This window comes from Pseudomonas sp. dw_358 (genome assembly GCF_018449655.1).
In the GTDB taxonomy this organism is placed as follows: domain Bacteria; phylum Pseudomonadota; class Gammaproteobacteria; order Pseudomonadales; family Pseudomonadaceae; genus Aquipseudomonas.
In genome coordinates this window covers 1-24,577 of record NZ_JAAVUX010000028.1, presented here as the reverse complement: position 1 = coordinate 24,577, position 24,577 = coordinate 1, and the positions used below count along the sequence as shown (strand labels likewise).

The window sequence follows — 24,577 nt, the reverse complement described above, 5'->3', positions numbered from 1 at the left end:
GCTGGCTCGGTCACAATCGCCCCACCTTTGAGTGCGACGAAGTGCCTCCATGCCCCATGACCTGATCCTGCGCGACGCCCATGAAAACGATATGCCTGCGGTGCAGGCGATCTATGCCCATCACGTGATTCACGGCTCGGCCAGCTTCGAACTGGAGCCACCGACCCTCAAGCAGATGCTGCAACGCCGCGCCGACATCCGTGATGCCGGCTTGCCGTATCAGGTGGCCGAGCGCGACGGGGAAGTGTTTGGCTACGGCTACGCGACCCTGTACCGACCTCGTCCGGGCTACCGATTCACGGCCGAGGACTCAGTCTATGTTCGTGAGGGCATGGCCGGTCTGGGCATCGGTCACGCGCTGTTGAACGCAGTGATCGAACAGTGCATCGCAGGTGGATGGCGACAAATGGTGGCGATCATCGGCAACAGCGAAAACCTGGCGTCGCTCCGCTTGCATGAGCGCCTGGGCTTTCGCAAGGTCGGTGTGTTCGAGTCGGTAGGCTTCAAGCACGGGCGCTGGCTCGATACGGTGCTCATGCAGCGTTCATTGGGCGACGGCGCTGCCAGCACGCCCTGCAGGACCGAGCTTGCTCGGGAAGCAGACGCCAGGGACCGGCATTGACAGAGGGGTGCATTTGTCCCGAGCAAGCTCGGTCCTGCAGGGAGAGAGGGGCCGCGTTTATGGCCAGTGCCGGGCCAGGGTCGCCTAGCCCCGGTACCGGCCCGGTTTATGCCAGCGAATCAAGATGAAATTCATCGCCAGGGTCCCGAGCAGCGACCACATCAGCTTCTCGAATGGCAGATACACGCTCGCCACCACAAACAGCAGGCAATCACAGGCCAGCTGCGAGAGCCCGGCATTGATGGAAAACCGCCGCTGAATCCACAGCACTACCGCGCCGGTTCCACCCAGTGAAGCGTTATGCCGCGCCAGGCACAGGATGCCCATGCCCAGAAAGGTGCCACCCAGCACCGAGCCGATGCCCGAATGAATGCCCGAGAGGTTGAGCATCGGACTGACCAGTTGAATGCCCAACGCCAGGCACAGGCTGACGATCACACTCTTGAGCGTGAACGAGCGCCCCATGCATAGCAGCGCGAACAGCAGGAAGGGAATGTTGATGATCGGCACCAGCATCGCTGGCGTATAGGGGCTGATGAACGACACCAGCAGCGCCATCCCGGCGATGCCGCCGGTGATCAGCCCGCTCTTGGCCAGAATGGCCACCCCGGTCGCGGCCAGCGAGATACCGATGAACAGGCCGTAGGCATCATCCAGCAGGTTGTGTCGCGGGTAGGGACTCACTCCGTCGGACAGATCGTCTGGACCCTGCCTTGTGGCGCTCTCAGCTTTTCGATGCATATATCACCTGATGCATGGCTTTTCCTTGTGGGATGGCAGCCCTTGCAGCGAAGCGGCGGTGGATCGCACCGGCCTGGACGCAGCGACCGGGTAGGGTCGCAAGGGCATGGCGGGATTTTAATCGGTCGGGCGGGGAATGGAATTTTTTATTTCGTGGTATTACGAGTGGATTCTGAATAATTCTGGGGGTGGCAGATCGTGTGCGTCACCGAGTATTGGCACGCGGGCGTCGGAATGGCGTTGTGGAATGACGTCAGGGGATATCCTGCGCAAAAGAGGGCAGCCGGAAAAAAAACGGCTGCCAGTCTCAATGCTTCAAGGATTCAAGGATTCAAAAACTTCTGATAATTCTCCAACGTGATCAACTGGTAAGGAATGGTCACCTCGGCGGTATAGGGTTCCTTGCGTACCATCTTCAAGGCCAGGTCGATCGAACCCCGCGCCTGGCCTTTGTTGTCCTGGTACACCGTGACTGCCAGCTCGCCATTCTTGATCGCATCCAGTCCGGCGCTGCCGCCGTCGCTGCCGCCTACCAAAATGTCCTTGCCCGGGGTCATGCCGGCCTGTTTGATGGCCATGGCCGCGCCGATGGCCATTTCATCGGCGTTGGCCGCCACGGCGTCGATCTTCTTGCCCGAGGTCAGCCAGTTGTTCATCAGGTCGATGGCCTTGGTGCGTTGCCATTCGGCGGTCTGTTCTTCGACGATGTGGATATTCGGGTATTTGGCCAGCACTTCCTTCACGCCCTTGGTGCGGTTATAGGTGGCGTTGTTGGAGAGCAGGCCGAGCATGATTGCCAGGTTGCCCTTGCCGCCCATCTTGTCGGCCAGGTATTGCATCTGCAGTTCGCCGGCCTTGACCTCGTCCGAGCCAATGTAGCCCACCCCCGGCGGCAGCTGCGCTTCGCCCGGGCGGCGGTTGACGTAGACCAGCGGAATATGGGCCTTGGTGGCCTGATCGGTGATTTGCGCGGTGGCCGAGGTGTCCACCGGGTTGACGATGATGGCGTCGACCCCTTGGCCGGTGAAGTTCTGCACCTGATTGAGCTGGCGCACCACATCGCCCTGGGCATCTTCGAACTGCAGCTGTACGCCGGGCAGCTCTTTGGCATGGGCGGCCATGTAGTCGCGCATCTGGGCGAGGAACACGTCGTCGACCTGAGCGATGCTCACGCCGATGCGTACATCGGCCATGGCCAGCGGCGAGATGAGAACGAAGAACCATGCAAGCAAGGTTTTTTTCATGGAGGCAGTCCTGTCTTATTGTTGTTGTGTGTTGAACCGTTATGGCAGGGTCAGGCGCGACGCTTGCGGCGCATGTCATCGACCTGGGCGGCAAAGGCGCTGAAGGGGCGTCGTTCGCGCAGCGCTTCACGCAGCAATTGTTGCCCTGTGGTGGGGGCCAGACCCTTGAGGGGCGGGTCGGTGTCCAGGTTGGTGGGGAAAGAGTAGCCCTGGGCCGCCGTGGCAATCACGGCTTCCAGGCTGCGTTCGCCCAGTTCGTTCTGTTCCAGGCCTTTAAGCAGACCAGGGTAGAGCGCCAGCATCATGCGGTCGTAATCGATGGTTTCCATGGTCTTGCCGAACGCCGATGAAATCTGCAGCAGGTTGGCCATGCGGTGCAGGTGCTCGGTGCGGTTGGTACCCGCCGCATGGAACAGCGCCGGGTTGAAGAACAGCAGGTCGCCCTTGGCCAAGGGCAGTTGCACCGCGTGCTCATGGAAGTAATCGATGAAGGCCGGGTCGCGCCAGGCGAGAAAGCCCAGGTCGTATTGCTGGGAGAACGGCAGCAACAGGGTCGGGCCGCTTTCAATGGGCATGTCGGTGTGGGCCACCGCGCCTTGCAGGGTCAGGTACTGGCTCATGACCTGGACATCCAGCGGGTAGTGCTCCAGCACGTCCACGGTCTGAAAGCCCAGGTGATAGTCGCGATGGGGCTGCTGCGCGGCCGCGCCGGGCCGCACCACGTTGACCTGGGCGGTGACTTGATAGCAGGGGCCCAGCCAGGCTTCGGCAATCAGACCCAGCAAGGGGTTGCTGTAATACTCGATGAACGACTCCGGGGCGAGCAGGGCGGCTTTTTGCAGCGAGTTCCAGATACGTCCGTTGGCGCCGGGCTTGGCAAAGTGGTCGGCCCCCGCACCGGTTTTCGCTTCTTCTTCAAGGATGCGCTCGAACACCCGGCTGTGACGGTCGATCAGCGCGCCGTCAGTGAAGGCCTGGCGCACCACCAGCACACCGGGGCCATGGCGGAAGGCGCGGTGCAGTTCGCTCATCAACGGTCGCGGGTCGCTGTCCAGCGCCTCGCTCAAAGTGCTGGCCTCGTAGATCAGGACGTTAGCCTGGACGTCGCTGCTGTGGGGATAGTCGGCGGTCGTGCAGCGCTGCTGGCATAGCGCGGCAAAGTCCGTTACCGACAGGTCGGCCGTGCCGACGTAGGCGCTCATGGCTGCGGCCATTGCAGCGGGGCCTCGGGCCGTGGGCTTGCGCCATCGCCACAGCCGATCACCCCCTGCTCCAGGTCGATCACGGAGCCGGTCATCATGCCGGACTCTTCGGACAGCAAAAAGGCCACGCTGCGGGCCACTTCCTCGGGCTTGAGCAAGCGCCCGAACGGCTGGGCCTTTTCGGCCGCCTGCAGCCAGCCGTCCTGGGCGCCGTGGTACTGGCGCTGAATGTCATCTTCGTGGGGCGTGTCCATCCAGCCGATGTTCAGGGCGTTGACCCGGATGCGGTTGCGCAGGGCGCTGAACGCGACATTCTTGGTGAGGATGGCCAACGCACCTTTGGAGGTGCAGTACGGGGTCAAGAACGACTGCCCGCCCAGGCCGCTGACGCTTTGGATATTGACGATGGCCCCGGCAATGCCTTCACGGATCATCAGCTTGATGCTGTCCTGAATCAGAAAGAACGGCGCCTTGACGTTGACGGCGAAGATCTTGTCGAACAACTCCGGCGAGGTGTCGAGGATGGTGCCGCGGTCGGACATGCCGGCGCAGTTGACCAGCCCGTGCAGACGGCCGAAATGCTCGTCGGCAGCGGCAATGATGCGCCGGCAGTCGTCGACCTTTTCCAGGTCGGCCTCGACGAAAAATGCCTGGCAATCCAGCTCGGCCAGTTGTCGGACCTGTTCCTGGCCCTTGCTGGCGCTGCGCCCGCAGATGATCAGGCCGGCCGCGCCACGCTGGGCGAGGGTGCGCGCCACGGCGGCGCCGAGGCCTTGGGTGCTGCCGGTGACGACGAAGTATTGGTTGACGAACGGACGCATGTTGGCAACGAGTGACATGGGTGGCTCCTGCTGTTTTTGTTGTGAGCTGTACAGCTTGTGGAACTGAGACTAGCATTGCATCTGCCTCACAAAACCCCGAAAAGACCTCATAAAAACCTCAACAGGGTCTGGGCTTCAGCATGACGATTTCACTGCTTGATCGCGCGCGGCGCTATTCCATCAAACAGCTTTCCACCCAGGCCGGCGTCAGCAAGGCCACCGTGGACCGGGTGCTGCACGCCCGTGGCAGTGTGCACTACCAGACCCAACGCCGAATCGAACAGGCCCTCGACGAACTCGAGGCTCAGGAAAAGACAGGTCTGGCCGTGGGCCGCACCTTTCATGTCGATGTGATCATGCACACCCCACGGCGTTTCAGCGCCGCCGTGCAGACGGCAATCACCGCGCAACTGGGCGGGCTGGCACCGTTCCGGATTTTTCCGCGCTTTCATTTCTTCGAAGAGATCGACAGCCTGGGCATGCGCGAGTTGATCGTGCGCAGCGCCGCCCGTGGGGCCCAGGGTATCGTGCTCAAGGCAGCCGACGAGCCGGTGATCAACCAGGCGGTCAATCAGGTCACCGCCGCCGGGGTGCCGGTGGTGACCCTGGTCACCGACCTGCCCGACAGCGAGCGCATCGCCTACGTCGGCATGAACAACCGCACCGCCGGGCAAACCGCTGCCTATCTGCTGTCGCGTTGGCTCGACCCCGCGCCGCAGGCCGTGGCGGTGGTACTCAGCAGCCAGCTGTTTCGCGGGGAAGAAGAACGAGAGATGGGCTTTCGCATGTGGCTGCGCGGCCGTGCACCGCACTTGCAGGTGCTGGACATCAGCGGCGGCAGCGGGGTCTACGAGCCGACTTTCCAGCGGGTCAGCCAGCAACTCAAAGACTCACCGTCGCTCAAGGCGGTGTACAGCGTCGGCGGCGGCAACCGAGCTATCGTCGATGCCTTCGCCGCCCAGGATCGGCCGCTGTCGGTGTTTATCGGCCATGATCTGGACGAAGAAAACCGCCAGTTGCTGATCGAGGAAAAGATCGCCGCTGTCATTGATCATCAACTGGACATCGATGCTCGCCACCTGCTGATGCACATCCTGCAATTTCATCGACTGTGGAAAGCCGGGCCGATTCCGGCCTCGGATGTGCACATCGTCACGCCGTTCAACATGCCGCTCTGACGCTTTTGCTTCACCGATCCCTCAATAACAACAAATGGGAGACACCTCATGCTCAGAATTGCCGTCCTTGGTGCCGGGCGCATCAGCCGTATCCATGCTGCGAACGTTGCCGCCAACCCCCAGGCCAGCCTGGTGCTCATTGCCGACCCCTGGCGCGACGCCGTTGACGAACTCAGTGCCCAGTGGGGCTGCGAAGGGCTTTACGATTATTCGGCCGCGTTGCTGCGCGACGACGTCGACGCGGTGATCATCGGCACCGCCACCGACACCCACGTCGACCTGCTGTTGCAGGCCGTGACGGTGGGCAAGGCAGTGCTGTGCGAGAAGCCCATTGACCTGGACCTGGCCAAGGCCCGCCATGCGGTGGCCGAGGTGGAGCGCCTCAAGGGCCGGGTCATGCTCGGCTTCAACCGGCGCTTTGACCCGGACACCCTGGCGTTGCGCCAGGCCATCGACGCCGGTGCGATCGGTGCAGTGCGCCAGGTGGTGATCACCAGCCGCGACAACGCCTTGGCGCCGCGGGACTACCTGCGCCATTCGGGAGGGATTCTGCGCGACATGGTCATCCATGATTTCGACACCGCGCGCCATCTGTTGGGTGAGGAGCCCACCGAGGTGTTCGTCATGGCCAGCCGCCTGGTGGACCCGTGGCTGGCCGAGATCGGCGATTACGACAGCGTGATGGTGTCGCTCAAGACCGACTCGGGCAAGCAGTGCCACATCAATGCCTGCCGCGAAGCGGTGTATGGCTACGACCAGCGCATCGAGGTGTCCGGCGCCAGCGGCGTGCTGTTCAATGACAACCAGCGGGCCACCGGCGTGCGCACCTGGACCGCCGCCGGCACCGACACCCGCGCCCCTTTGCTGGATTTTTTTCTCGAGCGTTATGCCGGTGCCTACCGCAACGAACTGACGCATTTCATCGAGGCAGTGACGGCCGATCTGCCGATGCCGACCACCGTGCGCGATGGCTTGCATGCCTTGCACCTGGCCGAGTGCGGCTTGCGTTCGCTGGCCAGCGGCACGGTGGTGCGGGTGCCGGCGCTGTAATCGCGTCGCCTGCTTCGCGGCCAAGGCCTGCTCCCACCGGGTCGCGAAAGCGCTTGATCGAAGAGAACGTTCAAGTCAGGCGAAGATCAGCCGATAGGGTCATACGATGTCCTATGGCCATATCAGAGAACAATTCCAATGCCCTTACGTAATCTGTCCATCGCTCGCCGGGCGGGCCTGGGCTTTGCCCTGATCGCCCTGATCGTGGCATTCCTCGGCCTGCTGGCCCTCGTCAACATGGCCAGTATTCGCGAGCGGGCGGTGCAGGTGGAGGATGATCTGGTACCGAAAATGCGGCTGGTCACTGACATCCGCGAAGTCATGCTGCGCATTCGCACCATCTCCCTGCGAATGGCGCTGGACCCCAACCCTGCCAGCCTGTCCAGCTACCGCAGCCAGATGGACACCCGTAACCAGGACCTGAGCAAACAGCTGACCACCTTGGGCGGCGAAGTGGATTCCCCGCAGATTCGCGACTTGTATCAGCAGTTCCAGGGCTCCCTGGTGCAGTACCAGCAGGGTATTGCCCAGTCGTTCACCCTGGCGGAAAAACAACAGACCACCGAGCTGAACAAGCTGCTGCTGGTGGACATGAAAACCGTGGTCGACGGCTCTGGTGTTCAGCTCAATGCCATCGCCGATTACTACAACCAGCAGATCGCCCAGCAGGGGCAGGCTTCACAGGCGCAATACGATCGCTCGCGCATTATCGTGATCGGGCTGGTGGTGCTGGCCGGTCTGGCCACGGTCGCTTTGGCCTGGTTGCTGACCCGCAGCATTGTCGGCCCCCTGAACCTGGCGGTGGAGGCGGCAGAAAACGTTGCTCAGGGCGACCTGACCCGGCCGGTCAACGTTACCGGCCGCGACGAAGTCACGCGCTTGTTGATCGCCCTGCAGACCATGCAAGGCAGCCTGCGCGGCACCCTGCAACTGATTCACGGCACTGCCGGGCAGTTGGCAACGGCAGCCAGTGGCATGAGCGACATCACCGACCAGAGCAACCTGGGCCTGCAACAACAGACGGCTGAAATCGAACAGGCCGCCACCGCCGTCAACGAGATGACCTCGGCCGCCGAAGAGGTGGCGCGCAACGCGGTGTCGACCTCCCAGGCCACGCGCCACTCCAATGAAACCGCCCTGCAAGGGCAGTCCCGGGTCAGCGACACGGTCGGCGCGATTCATGCCCTGAGCCAGAACATGGGTGAGACCTCGGGGCTGGTGCAGAGCCTGGCGGATCAGTCGCGGGACATCGGCAAGGTGCTGGACGTAATCCGCTCTATCGCCGAACAGACCAACCTGCTGGCGCTCAACGCGGCCATCGAGGCGGCCCGTGCGGGGGAGTCCGGTCGTGGCTTTGCGGTGGTGGCCGACGAGGTCCGCGCCCTGGCGCACCGCACGCAGCAGTCGACCCTGGAAATCGACCAGATGATCACCGCCATGCGCAGCGGTTCGGCCCAGGCGCTGAGTTCCATGCAGGCCAGCACCCAGCGTGCCGGCGACACCCTGGCGCTGGCCGAGGGCGCCGGCAGCGCGCTGAGCGAGATCACGGCCTCCATCGACCAGATTCACCAGCGCAACATGGTCATCGCCAGTGCCGCCGAAGAGCAGGCGCAGGTGGCCAAGGAAGTCGACCGCAACATCACCAACATCCGTGACCTGTCCCAGCAGTCATCGTCCGGCGCCGGCCAGATCAGTGACGCCAGCCATGAGCTGGCGCGCCTGGCCGCGACATTGAACGAGGCGGTGGCGCGCTTTCGCGTGTGAGTGGATCAGTGCTCCAGAAACACCATGCGCGGCGGCTCGTGCATGAGGAAGTGGCGGTGGGAGATGTTCCATGCATAAGCCCCGGCGTGGGTGAACACCACAATGTCGCCGATGGCCAGTTCGGCCACCGGTTGCTGGGTGGCCAGTACATCCTTGGGCGTGCACAGCTGCCCTACCAGCGTCACCGACTGACCCCTGAGCTGCGCCGGCTGCGGGCCACGGACGACGACAAAGGGATGGTCATGGCCCTGGGCCGCCGGCGTGCGGAAATGGTGTGTGCCCCCGCGGCCGATGGCAAAGTACTGCCCGTGGTTGCGCTTGATGTCCAGCACCTGCATGGCGTAGTAGCCACATGCCGCGCTGATGAAACGACCGATTTCGAAGCGCAGGCGCGTGCTGCCCAGCTGCTCCTGGGCCATCACATTACCCAGCCCCGCACAAAACCGTGGCCAGTCGAAGGACTGCTCGGGGTTCCGGTAATCGATACCCATGCCGCCGCCGACATTGAGCAGCGGCAGTTGCAGACCCCGCTTGCGGCATAGCTGCTTGAAGGTGCGCAGGTAGCTGCGCATCAGACGCAGGTGCGCGTCCACGTCCAGCTGGTGCGACAGCAGATGGAAGTGCAGCCCTTGGAGTTGCAGGGCCGGTGCCTCGGCGATCATCGCCAGGGCTTCTTCCAGCGCCTCCTCGTCCAGACCAAACGGGGTCGGTTTGCCGCCCATCACCAGACGGCTGTCCGGCGCTTCGGCCAGCTTGAGGTTCAGGCGCAGCAGGATCGACGCGGTCTGCCCGCGTGCTGCGGCGAGACGGGCCAGGTTGTGCAGTTCGGTCAGGCTCTCGACATGAAAAGCGGCGACCTGATAATCCAGACCCTGCTGCAGCTCGCTGTCGAGTTTGCCGGGGCCACCGAAGATCAGCGGCGCGTGGGGACATTGCTCGTACAGCCAACGCAGTTCGCCGCCGGAGGCGGCTTCGAAGCCGTCCACCAGTGGCGCCAGCGTGCGCAGGATCGCCACTTCCGGGTTGGCCTTGGCCGCGTAGAACAATTCGCAGCCGGCCGGCAAATGCTCGCGCATCTGCCGCACATGCCGGGCCAGGGCCGGCAGGTCATAGAGGTAGGCGCACACCGGGCCTTGCTGTTGGCTGCGCAGGGTGTCCACGGCCTGGAGGATACGGGCGGGCAGGCTCATGGTTGCACCGCTCGGTTGGCAGCCAGCATGGGGTTGGGCAGGGCGGTATAACCGGCCTCGCGGTCGGCTTTCATCATGAGGCGGGTCATGAAGTTTTCCTTGCTCGGCAGCGGGCCGCCGGCGCAGAGCTCGCGCAGCAACGGCGGGTTGTCCAGTTGCTCGCACTGCTGCTGCAACAGCGTCTGTACACACCTCCACAAGCGGCTTTCCAGGGCGCCGTCGCCATTGGCCAGATGGAAGATAGCTTCGCCGAGGTTGTTCACCAGCGCGCAGTAGGCAATTCGCTGCCAGGCCTTCAGCGGGCTGTAATACAGCGACGCGCGGGTGCGCGGGTCGAGGCTGGCCAGGCGCTCGGCCGGCCAGTGAGATTCCACCAGCTTGGTGCCTTCCAGGTCGCGGATCCACACCCGGCAGGGCAAGCCTTGGCCGTCGAAACCGACCAGGGTGTTCTGCAGATGGGGTTCCAGCGCCACGCCCTGGGCGAACAAGCAGTGCAGGATGCCATCCAGCAGGATGCCGGCGTACGCCTGCAACCAACGCTCGGCAGCCCGGGGGTAGTCGACGGCCAGCTTTGCGGCGCACTGCTCGAGCTGTGCGGCGCACACGCTGCGGCCCTCGCGGTCCCAGGTAAACAGCGCCATGGCCACTTGCGGCGCATAGCGCTCGCGGCTGGCGCGGTCGAGGTTCTGGCGGTAGAGGATGCCCGAGCATTCTATGGCTTCCCGGGCCTGTTCCAGGCTGCCCAGGCTGCTCAGGTCCAGCGCTGTGGCAGCGGGTTCGGGCATCAGCAGAAAGTCGGGGTGGGTGCTGGCCAGATGATCGGCGAGGGGTGCCAGCAGGCGGGTCAAGGCCACGGCACTGTCGAGCTCGTACCAGGCATTTTTGCGCACGCAGTTGGTCAGGCGCACATGCACGGAGAATTTGAGGAAGTAGTCCAGGTCCGGGTGGTAGAGGGTACGCACCGACGAGGTGGGAAACATCGCCTGGCCCTGGGCACCCAGATAGTCGATGCGTCCGGCGGCGATGGCCTTGCGCACCAGTGGGTCAGCCAGTAGACGCTGTACCTCCCACGGATGGCAGGGGTACAGGTCTTCACGGCCCGACAACTGGCGCAGGCAGGAACGCGGATCCTGACCTTGATGACGGATCAAATCGGCGTCGACCCGCAGCCAGTGCAGTTGGAACTGCGCGCCGACTTCCGGCGAGCAGGCCAGCAGGTCGGCGGTACTGACCCCTTCGCGGCTTTTTGGCGTGGGATGCAGGGCGTGGCCCCAGACCTGATGCTGCTCGGAGCTCAGCAGGCTGTCGGCGCCGCCGCCGTTATCGGTCGGCCCATGGCGCAGAAAAGTCGTGGTGATGTCCAGGCTGTTGTCGACCTGCTCGAGCAGTTCACTCAGGCGTTCGGGCTGGCCCAGCGGCTGGCACAGCAGACGCGCCAGCTCGGCCACCGCCAGCGGTCGCCAGCCCTGGCCTTGGCCCTTGAAGTAGGGCGCGCTGACGAAATGGCAGCGGCCCAGCACGCTGGTGCGGTCGCTGCGAATGACCAGCCGGCCGTTGCTCAGTTGCACGCTGACCAGCTTGCCCGGGACCTGGCGCAGGCTCATGGGCACGTCCCGGGCCAGTTCGTCCAGTTGCGCCTCGCCCCGTGGCAGGGCGTATTCACGCAGGTAGCAGTTGAGCAGGCACTCGATGGCGTGGCGCTGGGCATCGCCGTCGATGGCGCAGTGTTGCAGGTTGAACGATACAGCGTCGATAGCGCGAATCATGCGCAGATCTCCCGAGAAGTGGACACCAGTGGCCGCGCCAGGACCAGAGCGGTCACGCCAGCCACGCAGGCAACAATGAAGGGGGCGGCGTTGCCGCTGGCCTGACTGACCAGCCCGGCGCTGACGCCGGCGGCGGCGCCCGCCCATTTGGCGCTGGCATCGAACCAGCCGAACAGGCGCCCGGCGCTGCCGGCCCGTTTGCGTTGGCTGAGGCAGCGGTGCAGGCCGACGAAGGTCATCAGCATGCCTGCGCCGCTGACCATTCGCAGGGCCAGCAGCACTTCGCCGTTGGCCGCGCAGAATTGCAGGCCACTGCTGGCCGCCAGCAGGGCCAGACCCGGCAGCAGCAGGTTATCGTGGCGCCGTTGCACCCAAGGCATGGCCAGCAGGTAGACCAGATGGGGCAGGCTGTACAGGATGCCGATCAGTGCCTGGTTGGCGATGCCCAGGTGATGGGCGTAAGGCATGAAGTACGGGAAGGTCACCACCATGGCGAAGCTGAAGAGGAACTGCACGGCCAACAGCCTCGGCAGGTCATGGGGCAACGGCTCGTCCACCGTCGGTGCCGCCGTCCTGCGGCACCGAGGCGCGTCGGCGGGCAGCGGCAGGATCATCAGGAAGGCCAGCAGCGGCAGCACTGCCAGCCCGCTGTACAGCTGCAACCCGAGGCCACCGTTGACCAGCACGCCCAGCAGGATCGGCGCACTGATCAAGGCCAGGCGCGCCGAGTACTGGGTCCAGTTCAGCGCCCGCGACAGGTCCGCCGGCTTGAGCTGGGTCGACAGGTAGGCGTTGGACGCCGCCATGGCGCCGCCGAAGGTGCCCTGAATCACCAGCGCCAGGGCAAACACTGCCAGATTGGGGCTGAAGCCGGCCAGCAGGAATCCGGCAAACAACCCGGCATGGGCTCGCAGCAGCGATAACCGACAGCCGCGACGGTCGGCCAGCCGCCCCCACAAAGGCGCCGCCAGTGCGGTACACAGCGTCGGCAGAACAAACAGCACGCCGATGGTCCAGGTGGGCGGGTGCGCCCCGAGACTGTCGAGCATGCGCGGCAGGTACAGGGGAATACCCAGCGCGGTGAAAGCCGACAGGTAATGGCCCAGCAGCACGCTGGCGATCAGTCGGCGTGGCATGGCCGGTCCTCCAGCAGGAAGTTGCGGGCGCTGTAGCCATAGAACTTGTTGATGTCGTGGGCGCCCGATCGAGCCTTGCTGAACAGGCTGCCGGCGCTGAGCAGGTATTTGACTGGCAAGTGCGGGTTGTCCAGCAGTGCCCTTCGCGCATCCAGACAATCGATGCCTTCGCTTTCCAGCTGTGCCAAGGTCTGGTGCAGGCACTGGCGCAGCTGGCCGTAGAGTTGTGCGCGCGGCGCAAGACGGCGGGCGATCATGGCTTCGAGGACGGCAACGATGTTCAACTGCAGGGTGATGGTGCAGAACATCTCGCCCAGCGGCTGACTGTCGTTGACGCGGATCCGTTCGTCACGCAGCTCATGCACCTGGCCGGCGAGGTCCGGGCAGGCGGCGCCAAAGCGTTGCGGCCAAAGGCGGGCGGCGTCGTTGTCTTTCATCAGCAGGCGCAGTGGCCGGCTCGCTTCGAACACCAGCACGGCGTTCTGCTGGTTGGCCTCCAGGGCGATGCCATAGTGCAGCCACAGGCGCAGGTGTACCTGGAGCAGGAGGGTCAGGTACTCATTTAGCCAGGCATCGAGGTCGCCGCCGTGAAAGCGCGCGGCGAGCTGTTCGAGAAACAGCCGACCGTCGCTCGACGGACTGGCCAGCGCGGCAACCGGGACCAGGGTGCTGCTCGCCAGGTGGTCCGGGTAACGCCGCACGATGTAGGCCAGGTGCCTTTGCTCTGCCGCATGGCCGCCGTGCTGTTCGTCGACGTGCAAGTAACGCCCGGCCAGTTGCGGGTCGCGTTGGCTCAGGCTGTGCAGAATGCGCTGGAACCAGTAGCCGTCGTACAAGGTGCTCGGTTTGATCAGGCGCAGGTTGCGCGCGCCCAGTGTGCAGACCAGCAAGGGCAGTTTGAAGTGCCAGTGGGGGTGGTCCACACACAGTACAGTGCGCACTGAGAGGGTCGGCTCGACCTGCAGAAACGCCAGGGGCGCACGTACGCTGTGCTCGGGCAGGCCGTGCTGCGCCAGCTCGGTCCACGTCAGCGGATGCACCGGCAACAGGCTATGACTGGCAGCCAGTTCGGCGTTCAGGCCGACGTCGGCAAAGCTCGGCCAGAAGGTGGGCACAGGGCTGGTCAGGTGCATTTCGGCGCTGGGCACCGCGAGCCAGCGCAGCGTGAAGCTGGGGGCGAACTCCGGCGCATAGTGCTGCAGGGCCTTGGCATCGAAGCCGCTCTTGGCCCGTGCGGTGGGGTAGAACGGGTGGTCCAGGTAGCTGGCCAGTTGGTCGATGCCCAACAGGCGACGGTCCCAGCCCGGCGCGTCGAGTACCCGTTCCAGGCGAGCGATGTGCACGCCATAGGCCTCGGCGCACAGGCGCCGGTGCTCCACCGCGCAGTCTGCCTCGCGCTGGTAGGCGGCGAACAGCTGACGGGTTTCGTCGTCCAGATCCAGGCTCAGGCGCTGCAACCAGCGGCTGTAGCCCTGTTCGACCCGGATGTGGTCGTTGCGGTGGCACAGCCAACGGTCACCGAGCATGCTCCAGGCCTGCATCGGGCTGGCGCGGTGCACTGGCAGCACCAGCTCTTCCTCGCCCAGGTGGCGGATGAACAGCCAATGGCGGGCTTCGGTGATGTCTGCGGGCAGCCTCCAGTGGGCGGGCAACGCATGCACCTGACCTTGACTTGATAGGCCGCGAATGTCTTCGCGCAGGCAGCAGTCGATGATGCGCTGGCCGATGACGGCCTGGTCGAGGTCTTCTGTCGGCCCACTCATGCCATCACCCAGCGCAGGCTGTCGAGAGTATCGGCAAAGCGCGCATCAAGGGCCTTGGCGTCAGGGGCGATCAGGCGCAGTACGCCCAGATAGTCCTTGTTGGAATGGCTCAGGGCAATGTCGTCGCCCACGTGCCGCAAGGCGCGGTAATCACACCAATGCTCGCCGCGTTGCTGGTTGAAACTGCCCGCCGCCCTGGCCAGGCGCCCGGCGCGGTCTGCCACCAGATAGTGCACCAGCGCCTCGGCACTGCTGGCTTGTGCCAAGGGCAGGGGGTGGCCCAGATGCACCGCCAGAATCCTGTCGAACCAGCCTTGAGGAAGCAACCGGTCGAGCAGGAATTCGCGGCCGTCGCCGATGCTGCGGTAGTTGATTTCCACCAACATCGGGCCTTGCTCGGTGAGGATGAACTCGCTATGGCAGGCGCCGAAATGGATGCCGAAGGCCGCCACTTGGGCCAGGGCCGCGGAGCGCTGGGTCACGCTGATCGGGCCATTCCAGCGAGCCGCCAGTTCGACGAAATGGGGCGGGGCGGACAGGGTCACGTCGAAGCCGCCGATGGCTTGCAGGCTGTGACCATCGCCGAGGGTTTCGAGGGTAAACAGCGGGCCTTCCATGTAGGCCTCCAGCAACAGTGCACGGCCGGGTTGCTGTTGCCAGAACTGCGTGCAATAGGCCTGCAATTGCGCGGCGTCGCGGCACAGTTGCACGTCCAGGCTGGCCACCCCTTCACGGGGTTTGGCCACCAGCGGCCAAGGCGCGTCGGCCGGCACCGGCTGGCCCGGCGTCAGTACCGCGAACCACGGTCCTGGCAGGCCCAGCCGTTGCAGGCGCTCGCGCATCGCGGCCTTGTTTTTGGCCGCGTAGCACAGGTGCCAGTCCTTCCCGGGGCAGTCGAAGGTTTCGGCCACCAAGGCGGTGGCGGTTTGCAGGTGATCGCTGTTGGAGAACACCGCCAGGGGGTGAATGCCGTGGCCGTTGAGGGTTTCGATCACGGCCAGGGGGTTGAAGACATCGCACTCCAGTACCTGGAGCGGCTCGTGGTCAGGAAGATTGTGGCTCAGCCAGCGCCTGTGTTCCTGGGCGTGGTCGCTGATGATCACCACCGGCAGCTGTCGGCGCAGGGCCGCAGCCAGAAAACCTTCGGTGACAGCCGGGTGGACAACATGGCTGAGGATGACGAGAGAGCGATCCATATGAGTCTCCTTTGTGGGCAGCAGTCACCCCCCCAAACCGGCGTGGGCGACTGGTTTACAGCAAGCGCAGAGCGCGAAGATCAGAAGCGGTAGTTGACCCCCAGGGTGACAGCGCGCTCGGGAGCCGGTTGGCGGCCCCACGGGCTGGTGTCGATGCCGCGCATGTAGTACTGGCGGTCGAAGAGGTTGCTGACCCCGGCCGAGGCGGTCAGTACGCTTTTATCCCGGAGCTTGAATTCTCGTTCCAGGCCGGTGTTGAACACCCAGTACGCGGGCAGCGGGCCCACTGACGCGGAGGCGTCTTCCTGCCCGGAGTTGGCGGCGTCGGTATAGGCCTTGCTGACGTACAGGCCGTCGGCGGTCCAGGTCCAGTGCTGGGCGAAGTGCAGGCGGCTGTCCATGGTCAGTTGCTGGCGCGAGGCGTAGGGCACTTCGTTGCCGGCGTACTGGCCGCTGCGCTGCTTGGCGTCGAGGTAGGCGAAGCTGGCATGCAGGTCCAGGTTCCTGAGTGCGGACGGGGTCCAGAACACTTCGGTTTCCACGCCTTGGTGACGGGTGCTGCCCAGATTCTGGTAGCGGTCCAGGGTGGCGTTGTATTCGATCTGGTCCTTGAAGTCGATGCGGTACAGGCCCAGGTCTACGCGCAGGCCGTCCCACGGTGTATAGCGCACGCCGGTCTCGTAGTTCCAGGCCAGCTCCGCGCCCACCGAACCTTCCTTGACGATCTGGGTGACCTGGGGCGGGCGCAGCGAGCGCTGGGCGTTGGCGTACACGTACCATTGGTCGGTGGCCTGGAAGCCGACGCTCAGACCGGGCAGCCATTCCATGGATTGGTTGGTGTTGGCTGTACCGGTCACGCCGTCGTGATAGACCATGGAGGCGTTCTCGTAGCGAACACCCGGGGTGATGGTCAGGCGGTTGTCGAACAGCTTGATGGCGTTACTCAGGTACGCGGCCTTGGCTTCGTCGTCGAAATGCCAGTCACGGAACACCGAGCTGACGCCGGTGGCCAAGGCCTCGCGGTCGACACGGTAGTCGATGGTTTCCCTCTCGTAGCGGGCACCCAGCAGCCACGTCTGATTCACCTTGTCGCCGTCGATGCTCATGCTCAGCTTGGGTTCGGTGCCCCAGACGCGGAAGTCCCGTGGCCCGTCCTGCTTGGTCACGGCGGTGCCGTCCGGCGTGAACGGCAGGCCGACCACGAAGTTGCGGTAGCTCTTGCTGGCGAAGTTGGTCCAGCTGAACTCCACGTTGTCGAACGGCCCATGGGCACCGAGGTTGCGGGTGTAGGTGCCCCAGGCGCGGTCGGTGTTGCCGTCGAAGCTGTCCAGCGGGCGGGTCGACTGGCGCGGGTTGTCCTTGTAGTCCTTGACGCTGAGGGCGCCGGACAGGTCCAGGGCCGCGCGGTAGTGCTGCACGCCGAAGCTCAGGTCGCTGTCGTCGTCGATGTTCCATTGGCCGCGCAGGCGGTAGTTCTGGATGTTGGTGTCGGAGTGCTCGCGTCCGTACTCACCGTTGACGGTGTTGATGTCCAGTTGCAGGCCGAGGTTGTCGGTGACGTAGCCGCCGGTGCCCAGGTAGGTGTCGAAGAGCTGGCGGCCGCCGGCGTTGAAGGTGGTTTTTTCCGAGAGGTTGGTGGTCCACTCGCGGGGGATCGGCGGGCTGATGAAGTTGATCACCCCACCGACGTTGTTCGGCCCGTATTGCACCGCCGCGCCGCCGCGCACGATGTCCACCCGGTCCACCGCCGCGATGGTCATCGGAAACAGCGACAGACCGGTCTGGCCGTAGGGCGCCAAGGCCAGCGGGATGCCGTCGGACAGCGCCTGGATACGTCCGCTACGGCTTTCATACAGGCCGCGCACGGAAATCTGCGGCAAGGCGCCGGTACCGGTTTCGTCGAAGATCTTGATTCCGGGGACCCGTTGCAAGGCGTCGTCGAGGCCGCGCACGCTGGGCTTTTTCAGGTCCTGGCTAGTGATCACGCTGCGGCTGCCGGCAAAAGTGCGCACGCTTTCGTCGCTGGACGAGCCGAGGACATCGCCCTTGATCTCCACCGGGGCCAGCACGGTTTCGTCGGCTGCGCGGGCCGCTTGCATGACGGCCAGCGAGAGCAGGCCCAGGGGTAGGGCTGACAGATAGATTATTTTTTTCATTTCAGGTTCTTGGTAGCTACGGAAGGGTGTTGCAGGTTGCTCAAGCGCTCCTTGAGCGCGGCCTGCAACAGGCCGCGATCTTCGCCGGCGAGCCAGGCGAGAACGCCGTGGGCTTGCCAGTGAGCCTGTTGTGCGGCGTTGCGCGGGTTGGCGCAGAACGCGACGCCGGCCGCCTCGCAGACGACGGCCATGCCTTGCAACGCGTCCCACACCAAGGGGTGCGCCGGTTGCGGTCCGAGGCCCAGGTCAAGGGCCAGGTCCAGGGCGCCTTCCATCACCAGGGCAATGCCGGGCAAGGCGACGATCTCGGGTAGCGCGCGCAACCCGGCGGCGCTTTCGATCATGGGGACAATGGGGCAGACGCGGTTGGCCAACTCGATGTACTCGGGGAGGGCCAGCTGGCCGAAGCCGGTGCAGCGCCCGCCAGTGATGCCGCGCTGGCCACGGGGCGGGAAGTACGCGGCCTGCTGGGCGGCGATGATCTGTTCCACACTTTCAACCCGCGACAGCACGATGGCTTCGACGCCCGCGTCCAGCAGGCGGCCGATCAGCTTGCCGTCTACTTCAGCGAGGCGGACCCAGGGCGAGATACCCGCAGCCTCGCAGGCCCGCAAGCAATGCATCAGCTCGTCGCCGTCGCGCAGCAGGTGTTCCAGGTCGAGAATGAGGTAGTCATAGCCGGCGGCGGCGATCATTTCGCATAGCAGAGGCGAGGGCAACGAGTTGAGCACGCCGTGGACAGGTTCGGCGTCATGCAGCCGTTGAAATACGCGGGAGGTCCGTAGCATCGGTGAGTGACTCCTGTCAGAAAGTGGACGCACACTAACGCTAATCATTCTCGTTATCAATAGTATTTTGAATCAATTTAGTGCGTTTTTTCTTGAGCGCTCTGAAAAGCCCTCCGGGCAAAGACGCGTGGAAGCGGTGCGCACCGGTCGCGTCGGTGATATTTTGCGTGTCGTGTGTGCAACACCTGGCGCGCGGGCTTCGAGCCGCGCTCGATTCCTCTCACAGGATCCCTGAATGCTTCGTCACCTCTGCCTTGTGGCGGCCCTGGCCCTCAGCACGAACGCCTTGGCCTCCGAAGAGACCCAACTGCTCGACTCGATCAACGCCTACCGCAGCCAGGTGCAGAAGTGTGGCAACCAGGCCTCGCCTGAACTGCCGCCGCTCGGCAACGACACGCGGCTGATCCTGCCCCCCACCGGCAAGGTCGACCTGCGCCAGGCCATGGCCCAGGCCAGCTATCCCATGGCCAACGTGCGCGCCATTACCCTGTCCGGCCCGCGGGATGCGGGCAGCGCCCTGCAAGTGGTCAAGGACAGCTTCTGTCAGGTGGTGCTCGACCCGCAGTTCATCAACATCGGCGTGAGTCGCGCCGACCGTGACTGGCGCATCGTCGTGGCGCGTCCTCTGCTGGCCGGCAAACTCGATGCCTCCGCTGCCGAGGGCCACAAGGTACTGGACCTGATCAACAAGGCCCGCGCCCAGCCGCGTCAATGCGGCAGCCAAGGGTTCGCCGCTGCTGCACCCCTGACCTGGAACGCGATCCTGGCGGGCGCCGCCGAAGGCCACTCGCGGGCCATGGCCAACCAGAACTTCTTCGACCACCAGGGCCGCGACGGCACCATGCCCGGTGACCGCATGGAGCTGGCCGGGTACGCCGGGCAACAGACCGGCGAGAACATCGCCGCCGGCTATGACAGTGCGCGCAAGGTGGTGGACGGCTGGATCGCCAGCCCCGGGCATTGCGCGAACTTGATGAATGCCGGCTTCAGCGATATGGGGGTGGGGTATGGAACGGATCCCAAGAGTGATGCGGGGATTTACTGGACAGCGGATTTTGGTGGGCGGTGAATGCCATGGCTACACACAGACGCTCGCTGCAAAGCGAAAGAAAAGCAGGGCGGCGGCATTCTTTGAACTACCCATGCTTAACCGAAAACGGCCGGCTGCGCACCGTCACCTTGCCCATCGCGCACGCTGCGGCCGTGAGGCCTTTCATCGCATCGAGCAACTGTTCCGGCTCCTCCATCGGCAGCTGCGCCAACTGGTCCAGGCTCAGGTTCCACCACTGGCTCGCCAGCAAGCCTTCAATGACCTCAGGTTCAAAGCGATAGCGCTGCACGGTGCCTGGCGATCCGGTGACAATGGCGTAGGGTGGTACATCCTTGGTCACCAGCGACTGGGCGCCGATCACCGCGCCGGTGCCGATGGTGATCCCTTCGAGAACCAGCACGTCCATGCCGATCCATACGTCATGGCCGATCACCGTCTGCTTGATCGGCGCAGGCTCGTCAGCATCGGCCCGCTGGCGCATGCCCACCAGCAGGTGATGGGAGCTGAGCCAATGCAGCGGATGAGAGCGGCGGTTCTGGCCGATGGTAACGTTGCGGCCGATTGAGCAGTAGCGGCCGATGCTGGCGACGTCCTGCAGTTCCGTGCCGCTGACGATGTCGGTATAGGCACCGATGCTCAGCTTGTGAGCGTTGATCTTGACGCGGTGCAACTTGACTCCTGTCTCCAGCGTCAGCTCCATGTCTCGCCGCAGGCTGCCAATGCCGCTGTCCAGGCGGCATTGATTGCGGGCCAGGGCGCGTTTGAGCTGGCGGTCCAGCAGGGTGCGGCGCAGGAAGTTCATGGTGGGCAGTCCGTCGTCGTATCAGGATGAGTCCGCCATGGGGTGTAGCGGTCAAAGGTATCAATTCTGACATATTCTTCAGCTTTGACCAAAAGCTTGTTATTAGTGCATGTTGCTTACGGCGCGCCTTGTTCGGCGACCACCGACACCCCGCACGGAACCAAACCCTCCCGCCGCCGCCTGAACTAGACACGAGGAGGAGATCCGGCATGTGGCGCAGTTACGAAGAAATCACCCCATGGGCCCCCCCGGCCGGCAGGAACAAGTCGCTACGAATCGGCGTATTGACCCATATCAAGTTCCCGGTGTGCCAGCCGTTTGCCGGTGGGCTGGAGGCCTTCACCCATGATGTCACGCTCGGGCTGCGGGCGCGTGGGCATGCCGTCACACTGTTCGCAAAAGCCGGGAGCGCGCCGGAGTTGGAAGCGGTGGCGGTGCCGGACGAGGAACAGTGTCGCCATCCCAGCCTGAGCAGCACTTATATAGCCGAGCATCATGCGTACCTCAAATTGATGCAACGCATCGATGACTACCGTTTCGATGTGATCTTCAACAACAGCCTGCACTACGTGCCCGTGACCATGGCCTCGTTGATTCGCACGCCGATGTTGACCGTGCTGCACACGCCGCCGTTTTTCGAAATGGTCAATGCGTTGCGCGGCGAGCGTCAGACCGGACGCTTCAGTACGCTGTCCCAGGCCAACGCGCGGCGCTGGACCGAGGTGGTCGGTCCGTGCGCGGTGATCCCCAATGGCATCGACCTGGACAGCTGGCGGCCCGCTGCGCAGGTGGGTGAGCATGCGCTATGGTTCGGGCGACTGGTACCTGACAAGGGCGCGCATCTGGCCATCGACGCGGCGCGCCTGGCGGGCATGCCCCTGCGCCTGGCGGGCCAGGCAGCGGACGAAGGCTATTTCAGGGAGCAGATCGAACCTCGGCTGGGGCCGGGCGTGGACTACCTCGGCCACTTGCAACGTTCAGAGCTGGCTGCGCAGTTGGCCAGTGCGGCGCTGGCGCTGGTGACCCCGTGCTGGGATGAGCCGTTCGGCCTGGTGGTGGCTGAAGCGCTGGCCTGCGGCACTCCGGTGGCGGCCTTTGATCGCGGGGCGATGGGCGATCTGCTCTGTGATGAGGTGGGCTGTCTGGTCCCGGCCAATGATGTGGCTGCTCTGGCTGCGGCGATCCCGCTCGCCCAAGGGAAGTCGCGACTGGCTTGCCGCAGGCGAGCCGAACACCTGTGGAGTCAGGCCCTGATGCTGGAGCGCTACGAGGCCTTGCTCATCGAGGTGGCATCCCAGCATGCCTGAGCCCCAGGTCGGTTATTACGTGCATCATCATGGCGCTGGCCATGCTGCCCGCGCGCTGTGTATCGCCCAGGCGCTGCAGGTGCCGGTGACGTTGATCGGTTCGCAATTGCCGCACTCCTTGCCTGATGGCGTGCACGGATTGCTGCTGCCGGGTGATACGGCCGATCCCATGCCTCATGTAGAACGCATCGATGGGCTGCATTATGCGCCGCTGGCCGTGCAGGGGCTGCGTGAGCGCATGGCCATGCTCGTCCAGTGGTTTTACCAGCACTGGCCCTGCGTGCTGGTCGTGGATGTCTCTGTGGAAGTGGCGCTGCTGGCGCGACTGTGCGGGGTGCCAGTGATCTATGTGCGCCAGCATGGCAGGCGTGATGATGCTGCCCATCGCCTCGCCTATGAAAGCGCCAGTGCGCTGCTGGCCCCTTGGCCGAAGCCGATGGAAGCCCCGACTACCGCGGCCTGGATACGTGACAAGACCGCCTATTGTGGCTGGCTCTCGCGCTTTGCCGGTGCGCCGCTGGCAACGCCGCGAGCCGGTCAGGCGTTGGTGATAAGTGGGCACGGTGGCACTGGGCTGTCCACGTCACTGCTGGCAGCCGTGGCGGCCCAGTGTCCGGAATGGCACTTTCGCGTGGCCGGTCCGTTGGCCCCGGGGACAGGGTTGCCCAATCTTGAATGGCTCGGGCGCTTGAACGATCCGCAGCAAGCCATGCGCGAGGCCGAAGTGGTGATCGGCAGTGCCAGTGACAGTCTGGTAGCCGAGGCCGCATCCCTGGGCTGTCGCTACATTGCCGTGGCCGAGGAGCGGCCGTTCGACGAGCAGCGCCTGCAAGCTCGGCGCCTGAATGCGTTGGAGGTGGCGCTGGGCCTGGAGCAGGGTTGGCCGCCAGCACCTGCGTGGCCGGCGTTGCTGGCGCGGGCGCAGCGCCTGGACCCTGGGCGCTGGTATGGCTGGGCGGATCCGGCGTCGGCCCGGCAGGCGGCGCAGTGGGTCGAGGCTACCCTGGATCGCTTGATCAGAACCCCAGGCGGTCAGCCTTCAGCGCCTGGGCCACTTGCGCCGCCGTCGGCGTCTGAATGATTTCCAGTCGTTCATCGTCCCAGTAGACCAGGCCGCGCTCGCGCAAGGCGTTCAACCAGCCCTCCATGGGCCAGACGTCCCAGCGGCGATGGAAGCGTCGAGCATTGGCGACGATGTCGGCGAAGTGGTTCAGCGGTGGATCGAAGGTAGGATGGTATTGATGAAATGCCAGGGCCGGGCTGTCGATCACGGGCACGCCCTGCTGACGCGCGCGAAAGGCAAAATCGGTGTCTTCTGCGCCGTACCCCCGGAACCCTTGGTCAAATCCGCCGATGGTTGTAAAGGTGCTGCCTTGGCAGGCGAAGTTCAGCGACCAGAACAGGTGGTGGGGCAAGGCGCTACCCGGTGCGGTGCGAAATGCGGCCAGCGGGTGTGCGATGCCTTGCTCCAGCAGCGTTGCCTCGGTCCAGTCCGAACGAGTGGCGCCTTCGGGCAGGTACCGCACCTGGCCCATGTGCAGAGCGTCGGGCTGCGCTGTCAGGCTGTTGCGGTAATCGGTCAACAGATTGCCGGCGGGGATGCAGTCAACGTCCAGGAACACCCAAGAAGCCAGCGGATCGAGGGTCGCCACGCTGTTGCGAGCCTTGGCCAGGGGCAAGCCGCCTATGCCATCCACCCGGCAGGAATGGATTGCAAAACGATGACTGACCCAGGCGCTGGGGGCTTCGTTCATGTGCACGATCCACAGTTCTTCCGGCGGCAGATTCGATGCCTCCAGGCCCTTGATCAGATTGGCCAGCTGCTGCTGGCGATCGTGGACCAGGGTGATGACCTTCATACCGTGCTCGCCAGGCCCAGCAGGTAACTGCCGAAACCACCCTGGGCGCGAAAGTCCACGCGAGCGCTGGTGCGCACACGCACCGAGCGGCTCCAGGCGATGCGCGCGCCCGACGCTTCAAGGGCGCGTACCAAGTGAACGTCTTCATGGCAGGCCAGCGCCGGAAAGCCACCGGCCAGCAGGTAGGCCGCGCTCGTCACGCCCAGGTTGGCGCCATGAATGTGGCTGTGGCCATCGCAGTCGGTGTAGCAGGCCTCGTAGCGGGCACGCACTTGCTGGTGGTGCAGGCCCCAGTCGTCCACCTCCACCACCCCGCAGACAGCATCGGCGTCATGGGCCAGTTGCGCCGCCAGCCAGTCGGTCGGGACCGTGGTGTCGGCGTCGGTGCAGGCCAGCCAACGCGCGCCGGCCTCGATCAATGCATGGGCGCCGGTGGCACGCGCCACGCCGACGCTACGGGCTTGCACTTCGATCACGGTGACGGCAAAGCCCTCGGCGATAGCCCGGGAGGCGTCCGAGCAGCTGTCCAGCACCACCACTATATGTACGTGTTCGTGGAGCAGCAGTGGATGGGCTGCGGCAGCGATCACGCTCTGCAAGCAGGCTTGCAGCGAAAGCTCTTCATTATGAGCAGGGATGACGACACCTATCATGGGTGCTCCTTGGGATCGGCAGTGGCGACGGGCGCAGGTGGACCGTACAGAGGGGGTCACGCCTTCGGCTCGGTGTGAAAGGTTGACTGGGCGGCTGTGGCAGCGTTTCGTTGATCCGACAGACTGTCATTTGAACAGAATGAAAAAAAAGCAGGGGGAAGGGTTGACCGGGTATTTCAATCCTGTATTATTCGCCTCCCGCAGACGAGCAGTTCAACACTGATCCAAGCGTAAGCTACTGAATTTAAACGAAAATTTAAGTAGCTTTTTAGGAAAAGGCGCTGTAAG

Annotated in this window: 21 protein-coding genes; 7 read left to right on the top strand and 14 right to left on the bottom strand. The window is 64.4% G+C overall.

All coding sequences use genetic code 11. The annotated features are described in order from the left end of the window. Positions 1 to 49 precede the first annotated feature (49 nt). Entirely contained in the window at positions 50 to 622 is a 573-nt protein-coding gene (locus HB675_RS25100) for a GNAT family N-acetyltransferase (RefSeq protein ID WP_213881863.1), read from the top strand. Positions 623 to 706: 84 nt separating this feature from the next. Here HB675_RS25100 and HB675_RS25095 read toward each other — a convergent pair whose 3' ends face one another. The 4 genes from HB675_RS25095 to HB675_RS25080 all read right to left on the bottom strand — a co-directional run bounded on the left by HB675_RS25095 (position 707) and on the right by HB675_RS25080 (position 4,648). Beyond that, complete coding sequence (locus HB675_RS25095; RefSeq protein WP_213881862.1) at positions 707 to 1,363, bottom strand: YitT family protein; 657 nt, start codon at positions 1,361 to 1,363, stop codon at positions 707 to 709. 323 nt (positions 1,364 to 1,686) lie between these two features. Further along, entirely contained in the window at positions 1,687 to 2,607 is a 921-nt protein-coding gene (locus HB675_RS25090; protein WP_213881861.1) for a sugar ABC transporter substrate-binding protein, read from the bottom strand. 50 nt (positions 2,608 to 2,657) lie between these two features. Further along, positions 2,658 to 3,809 (bottom strand): phytanoyl-CoA dioxygenase family protein, encoded by a 1,152-nt coding sequence (locus HB675_RS25085; protein WP_213881860.1) that lies wholly within the window; start codon positions 3,807 to 3,809, stop codon positions 2,658 to 2,660. Then, a complete protein-coding gene (locus tag HB675_RS25080) occupies positions 3,806 to 4,648 on the bottom strand; it encodes an SDR family oxidoreductase (RefSeq protein WP_213881859.1) in 843 nt (280 codons plus the stop codon). The genes HB675_RS25085 and HB675_RS25080 overlap by 4 nt, the downstream gene beginning before the upstream one ends. A 134-nt stretch (positions 4,649 to 4,782) precedes the next feature. Here HB675_RS25080 and HB675_RS25075 point away from each other — a divergent pair, with 134 nt between their 5' ends. The 3 genes from HB675_RS25075 (at position 4,783) to HB675_RS25065 (ending at position 8,622) form a co-directional block, all read left to right on the top strand. Beyond that, positions 4,783 to 5,808, top strand: coding sequence for a LacI family DNA-binding transcriptional regulator (locus HB675_RS25075; protein WP_213881885.1), 1,026 nt, complete (start codon positions 4,783 to 4,785; stop codon positions 5,806 to 5,808). Between the two features lie 48 nt (positions 5,809 to 5,856). Then, complete coding sequence (gene iolG, locus HB675_RS25070; RefSeq protein WP_213881858.1) at positions 5,857 to 6,858, top strand: inositol 2-dehydrogenase; 1,002 nt, start codon at positions 5,857 to 5,859, stop codon at positions 6,856 to 6,858. Positions 6,859 to 6,996: 138 nt separating this feature from the next. Beyond that, entirely contained in the window at positions 6,997 to 8,622 is a 1,626-nt protein-coding gene (locus tag HB675_RS25065) for a methyl-accepting chemotaxis protein (protein ID WP_213881857.1), read from the top strand. 5 nt (positions 8,623 to 8,627) lie between these two features. Here HB675_RS25065 and HB675_RS25060 read toward each other — a convergent pair whose 3' ends face one another. The 7 genes from HB675_RS25060 to HB675_RS25030 all read right to left on the bottom strand — a co-directional run bounded on the left by HB675_RS25060 (position 8,628) and on the right by HB675_RS25030 (position 18,617). Then, positions 8,628 to 9,812, bottom strand: a complete 1,185-nt coding sequence (locus HB675_RS25060; RefSeq protein WP_213881856.1) for a type III PLP-dependent enzyme — start codon at positions 9,810 to 9,812, stop codon at positions 8,628 to 8,630. Beyond that, entirely contained in the window at positions 9,809 to 11,578 is a 1,770-nt protein-coding gene (locus tag HB675_RS25055; protein WP_213881855.1) for an IucA/IucC family protein, read from the bottom strand. The genes HB675_RS25060 and HB675_RS25055 overlap by 4 nt, the downstream gene beginning before the upstream one ends. Beyond that, positions 11,575 to 12,714: an MFS transporter gene (locus tag HB675_RS25050; RefSeq protein WP_213881854.1), complete on the bottom strand. Its 1,140-nt coding sequence runs from the start codon at positions 12,712 to 12,714 to the stop codon at positions 11,575 to 11,577. Before HB675_RS25050 ends, HB675_RS25055 begins: the two co-directional genes overlap by 4 nt. Then, on the bottom strand, positions 12,699 to 14,477 hold the full coding sequence (locus HB675_RS25045) for an IucA/IucC family protein (RefSeq protein WP_213881853.1): 1,779 nt from the start codon (positions 14,475 to 14,477) through the stop codon (positions 12,699 to 12,701). Before HB675_RS25045 ends, HB675_RS25050 begins: the two co-directional genes overlap by 16 nt. Then, positions 14,474 to 15,673 (bottom strand): siderophore biosynthesis protein PvsA, encoded by a 1,200-nt coding sequence (locus tag HB675_RS25040; protein WP_213881852.1) that lies wholly within the window; start codon positions 15,671 to 15,673, stop codon positions 14,474 to 14,476. The genes HB675_RS25045 and HB675_RS25040 overlap by 4 nt, the downstream gene beginning before the upstream one ends. Positions 15,674 to 15,753: 80 nt before the next feature. Then, on the bottom strand, positions 15,754 to 17,829 hold the full coding sequence (locus HB675_RS25035; RefSeq protein ID WP_213881851.1) for a TonB-dependent siderophore receptor: 2,076 nt from the start codon (positions 17,827 to 17,829) through the stop codon (positions 15,754 to 15,756). Next, positions 17,826 to 18,617, bottom strand: coding sequence for an aldolase/citrate lyase family protein (locus tag HB675_RS25030; RefSeq protein ID WP_213881850.1), 792 nt, complete (start codon positions 18,615 to 18,617; stop codon positions 17,826 to 17,828). Before HB675_RS25030 ends, HB675_RS25035 begins: the two co-directional genes overlap by 4 nt. Positions 18,618 to 18,852: 235 nt before the next feature. Between HB675_RS25030 and HB675_RS25025 the strand changes: the two genes are divergently transcribed. Beyond that, entirely contained in the window at positions 18,853 to 19,686 is an 834-nt protein-coding gene (locus tag HB675_RS25025) for a CAP domain-containing protein (RefSeq protein WP_213881849.1), read from the top strand. 67 nt (positions 19,687 to 19,753) lie between these two features. Here the strand turns inward: HB675_RS25025 and HB675_RS25020 are convergent, their stop codons facing one another. Then, positions 19,754 to 20,470: a CatB-related O-acetyltransferase gene (locus tag HB675_RS25020; RefSeq protein ID WP_213881848.1), complete on the bottom strand. Its 717-nt coding sequence runs from the start codon at positions 20,468 to 20,470 to the stop codon at positions 19,754 to 19,756. Between the two features lie 209 nt (positions 20,471 to 20,679). Here HB675_RS25020 and HB675_RS25015 point away from each other — a divergent pair, with 209 nt between their 5' ends. Together HB675_RS25015 and HB675_RS25010 are read left to right on the top strand one after the other, a co-directional pair. Further along, a complete protein-coding gene (locus tag HB675_RS25015) occupies positions 20,680 to 21,777 on the top strand; it encodes a glycosyltransferase (protein ID WP_213881847.1) in 1,098 nt (365 codons plus the stop codon). Continuing rightward, on the top strand, positions 21,770 to 22,858 hold the full coding sequence (locus HB675_RS25010; protein ID WP_213881846.1) for a hypothetical protein: 1,089 nt from the start codon (positions 21,770 to 21,772) through the stop codon (positions 22,856 to 22,858). Before HB675_RS25015 ends, HB675_RS25010 begins: the two co-directional genes overlap by 8 nt. Here the strand turns inward: HB675_RS25010 and HB675_RS25005 are convergent. After that, on the bottom strand, positions 22,794 to 23,636 hold the full coding sequence (locus HB675_RS25005) for a galactosyltransferase-related protein (RefSeq protein WP_213881845.1): 843 nt from the start codon (positions 23,634 to 23,636) through the stop codon (positions 22,794 to 22,796). The two genes, HB675_RS25010 and HB675_RS25005, sit on opposite strands and share 65 nt — an antisense overlap. Beyond that, entirely contained in the window at positions 23,633 to 24,289 is a 657-nt protein-coding gene (locus HB675_RS25000; protein ID WP_213881844.1) for a glycosyltransferase, read from the bottom strand. Before HB675_RS25000 ends, HB675_RS25005 begins: the two co-directional genes overlap by 4 nt. Between the last annotated feature and the right edge of the window lie 288 nt (positions 24,290 to 24,577).

What these genes read in the sequence shown, in the direction of transcription:
- HB675_RS25100 (WP_213881863.1), top strand. Translation starts at nt 50, where the DNA reads ATGCCCCATGACCTGATCCTGCGCGACGCCCATGAAAACGATATGCCT.
- HB675_RS25095 (WP_213881862.1), bottom strand. Translation starts at nt 1,363, where the DNA reads ATGCATCGAAAAGCTGAGAGCGCCACAAGGCAGGGTCCAGACGATCTG.
- HB675_RS25090 (WP_213881861.1), bottom strand. Translation starts at nt 2,607, where the DNA reads ATGAAAAAAACCTTGCTTGCATGGTTCTTCGTTCTCATCTCGCCGCTG.
- HB675_RS25085 (WP_213881860.1), bottom strand. Translation starts at nt 3,809, where the DNA reads ATGAGCGCCTACGTCGGCACGGCCGACCTGTCGGTAACGGACTTTGCC.
- HB675_RS25080 (WP_213881859.1), bottom strand. Translation starts at nt 4,648, where the DNA reads ATGTCACTCGTTGCCAACATGCGTCCGTTCGTCAACCAATACTTCGTC.
- iolG (WP_213881858.1), top strand. Translation starts at nt 5,857, where the DNA reads ATGCTCAGAATTGCCGTCCTTGGTGCCGGGCGCATCAGCCGTATCCAT.
- HB675_RS25065 (WP_213881857.1), top strand. Translation starts at nt 6,997, where the DNA reads ATGCCCTTACGTAATCTGTCCATCGCTCGCCGGGCGGGCCTGGGCTTT.
- HB675_RS25060 (WP_213881856.1), bottom strand. Translation starts at nt 9,812, where the DNA reads ATGAGCCTGCCCGCCCGTATCCTCCAGGCCGTGGACACCCTGCGCAGC.
- HB675_RS25055 (WP_213881855.1), bottom strand. Translation starts at nt 11,578, where the DNA reads ATGATTCGCGCTATCGACGCTGTATCGTTCAACCTGCAACACTGCGCC.
- HB675_RS25050 (WP_213881854.1), bottom strand. Translation starts at nt 12,714, where the DNA reads ATGCCACGCCGACTGATCGCCAGCGTGCTGCTGGGCCATTACCTGTCG.
- HB675_RS25045 (WP_213881853.1), bottom strand. Translation starts at nt 14,477, where the DNA reads ATGAGTGGGCCGACAGAAGACCTCGACCAGGCCGTCATCGGCCAGCGC.
- HB675_RS25040 (WP_213881852.1), bottom strand. Translation starts at nt 15,673, where the DNA reads ATGGATCGCTCTCTCGTCATCCTCAGCCATGTTGTCCACCCGGCTGTC.
- HB675_RS25035 (WP_213881851.1), bottom strand. Translation starts at nt 17,829, where the DNA reads ATGAAAAAAATAATCTATCTGTCAGCCCTACCCCTGGGCCTGCTCTCG.
- HB675_RS25030 (WP_213881850.1), bottom strand. Translation starts at nt 18,617, where the DNA reads ATGCTACGGACCTCCCGCGTATTTCAACGGCTGCATGACGCCGAACCT.
- HB675_RS25025 (WP_213881849.1), top strand. Translation starts at nt 18,853, where the DNA reads ATGCTTCGTCACCTCTGCCTTGTGGCGGCCCTGGCCCTCAGCACGAAC.
- HB675_RS25020 (WP_213881848.1), bottom strand. Translation starts at nt 20,470, where the DNA reads ATGAACTTCCTGCGCCGCACCCTGCTGGACCGCCAGCTCAAACGCGCC.
- HB675_RS25015 (WP_213881847.1), top strand. Translation starts at nt 20,680, where the DNA reads ATGTGGCGCAGTTACGAAGAAATCACCCCATGGGCCCCCCCGGCCGGC.
- HB675_RS25010 (WP_213881846.1), top strand. Translation starts at nt 21,770, where the DNA reads ATGCCTGAGCCCCAGGTCGGTTATTACGTGCATCATCATGGCGCTGGC.
- HB675_RS25005 (WP_213881845.1), bottom strand. Translation starts at nt 23,636, where the DNA reads ATGAAGGTCATCACCCTGGTCCACGATCGCCAGCAGCAGCTGGCCAAT.
- HB675_RS25000 (WP_213881844.1), bottom strand. Translation starts at nt 24,289, where the DNA reads ATGATAGGTGTCGTCATCCCTGCTCATAATGAAGAGCTTTCGCTGCAA.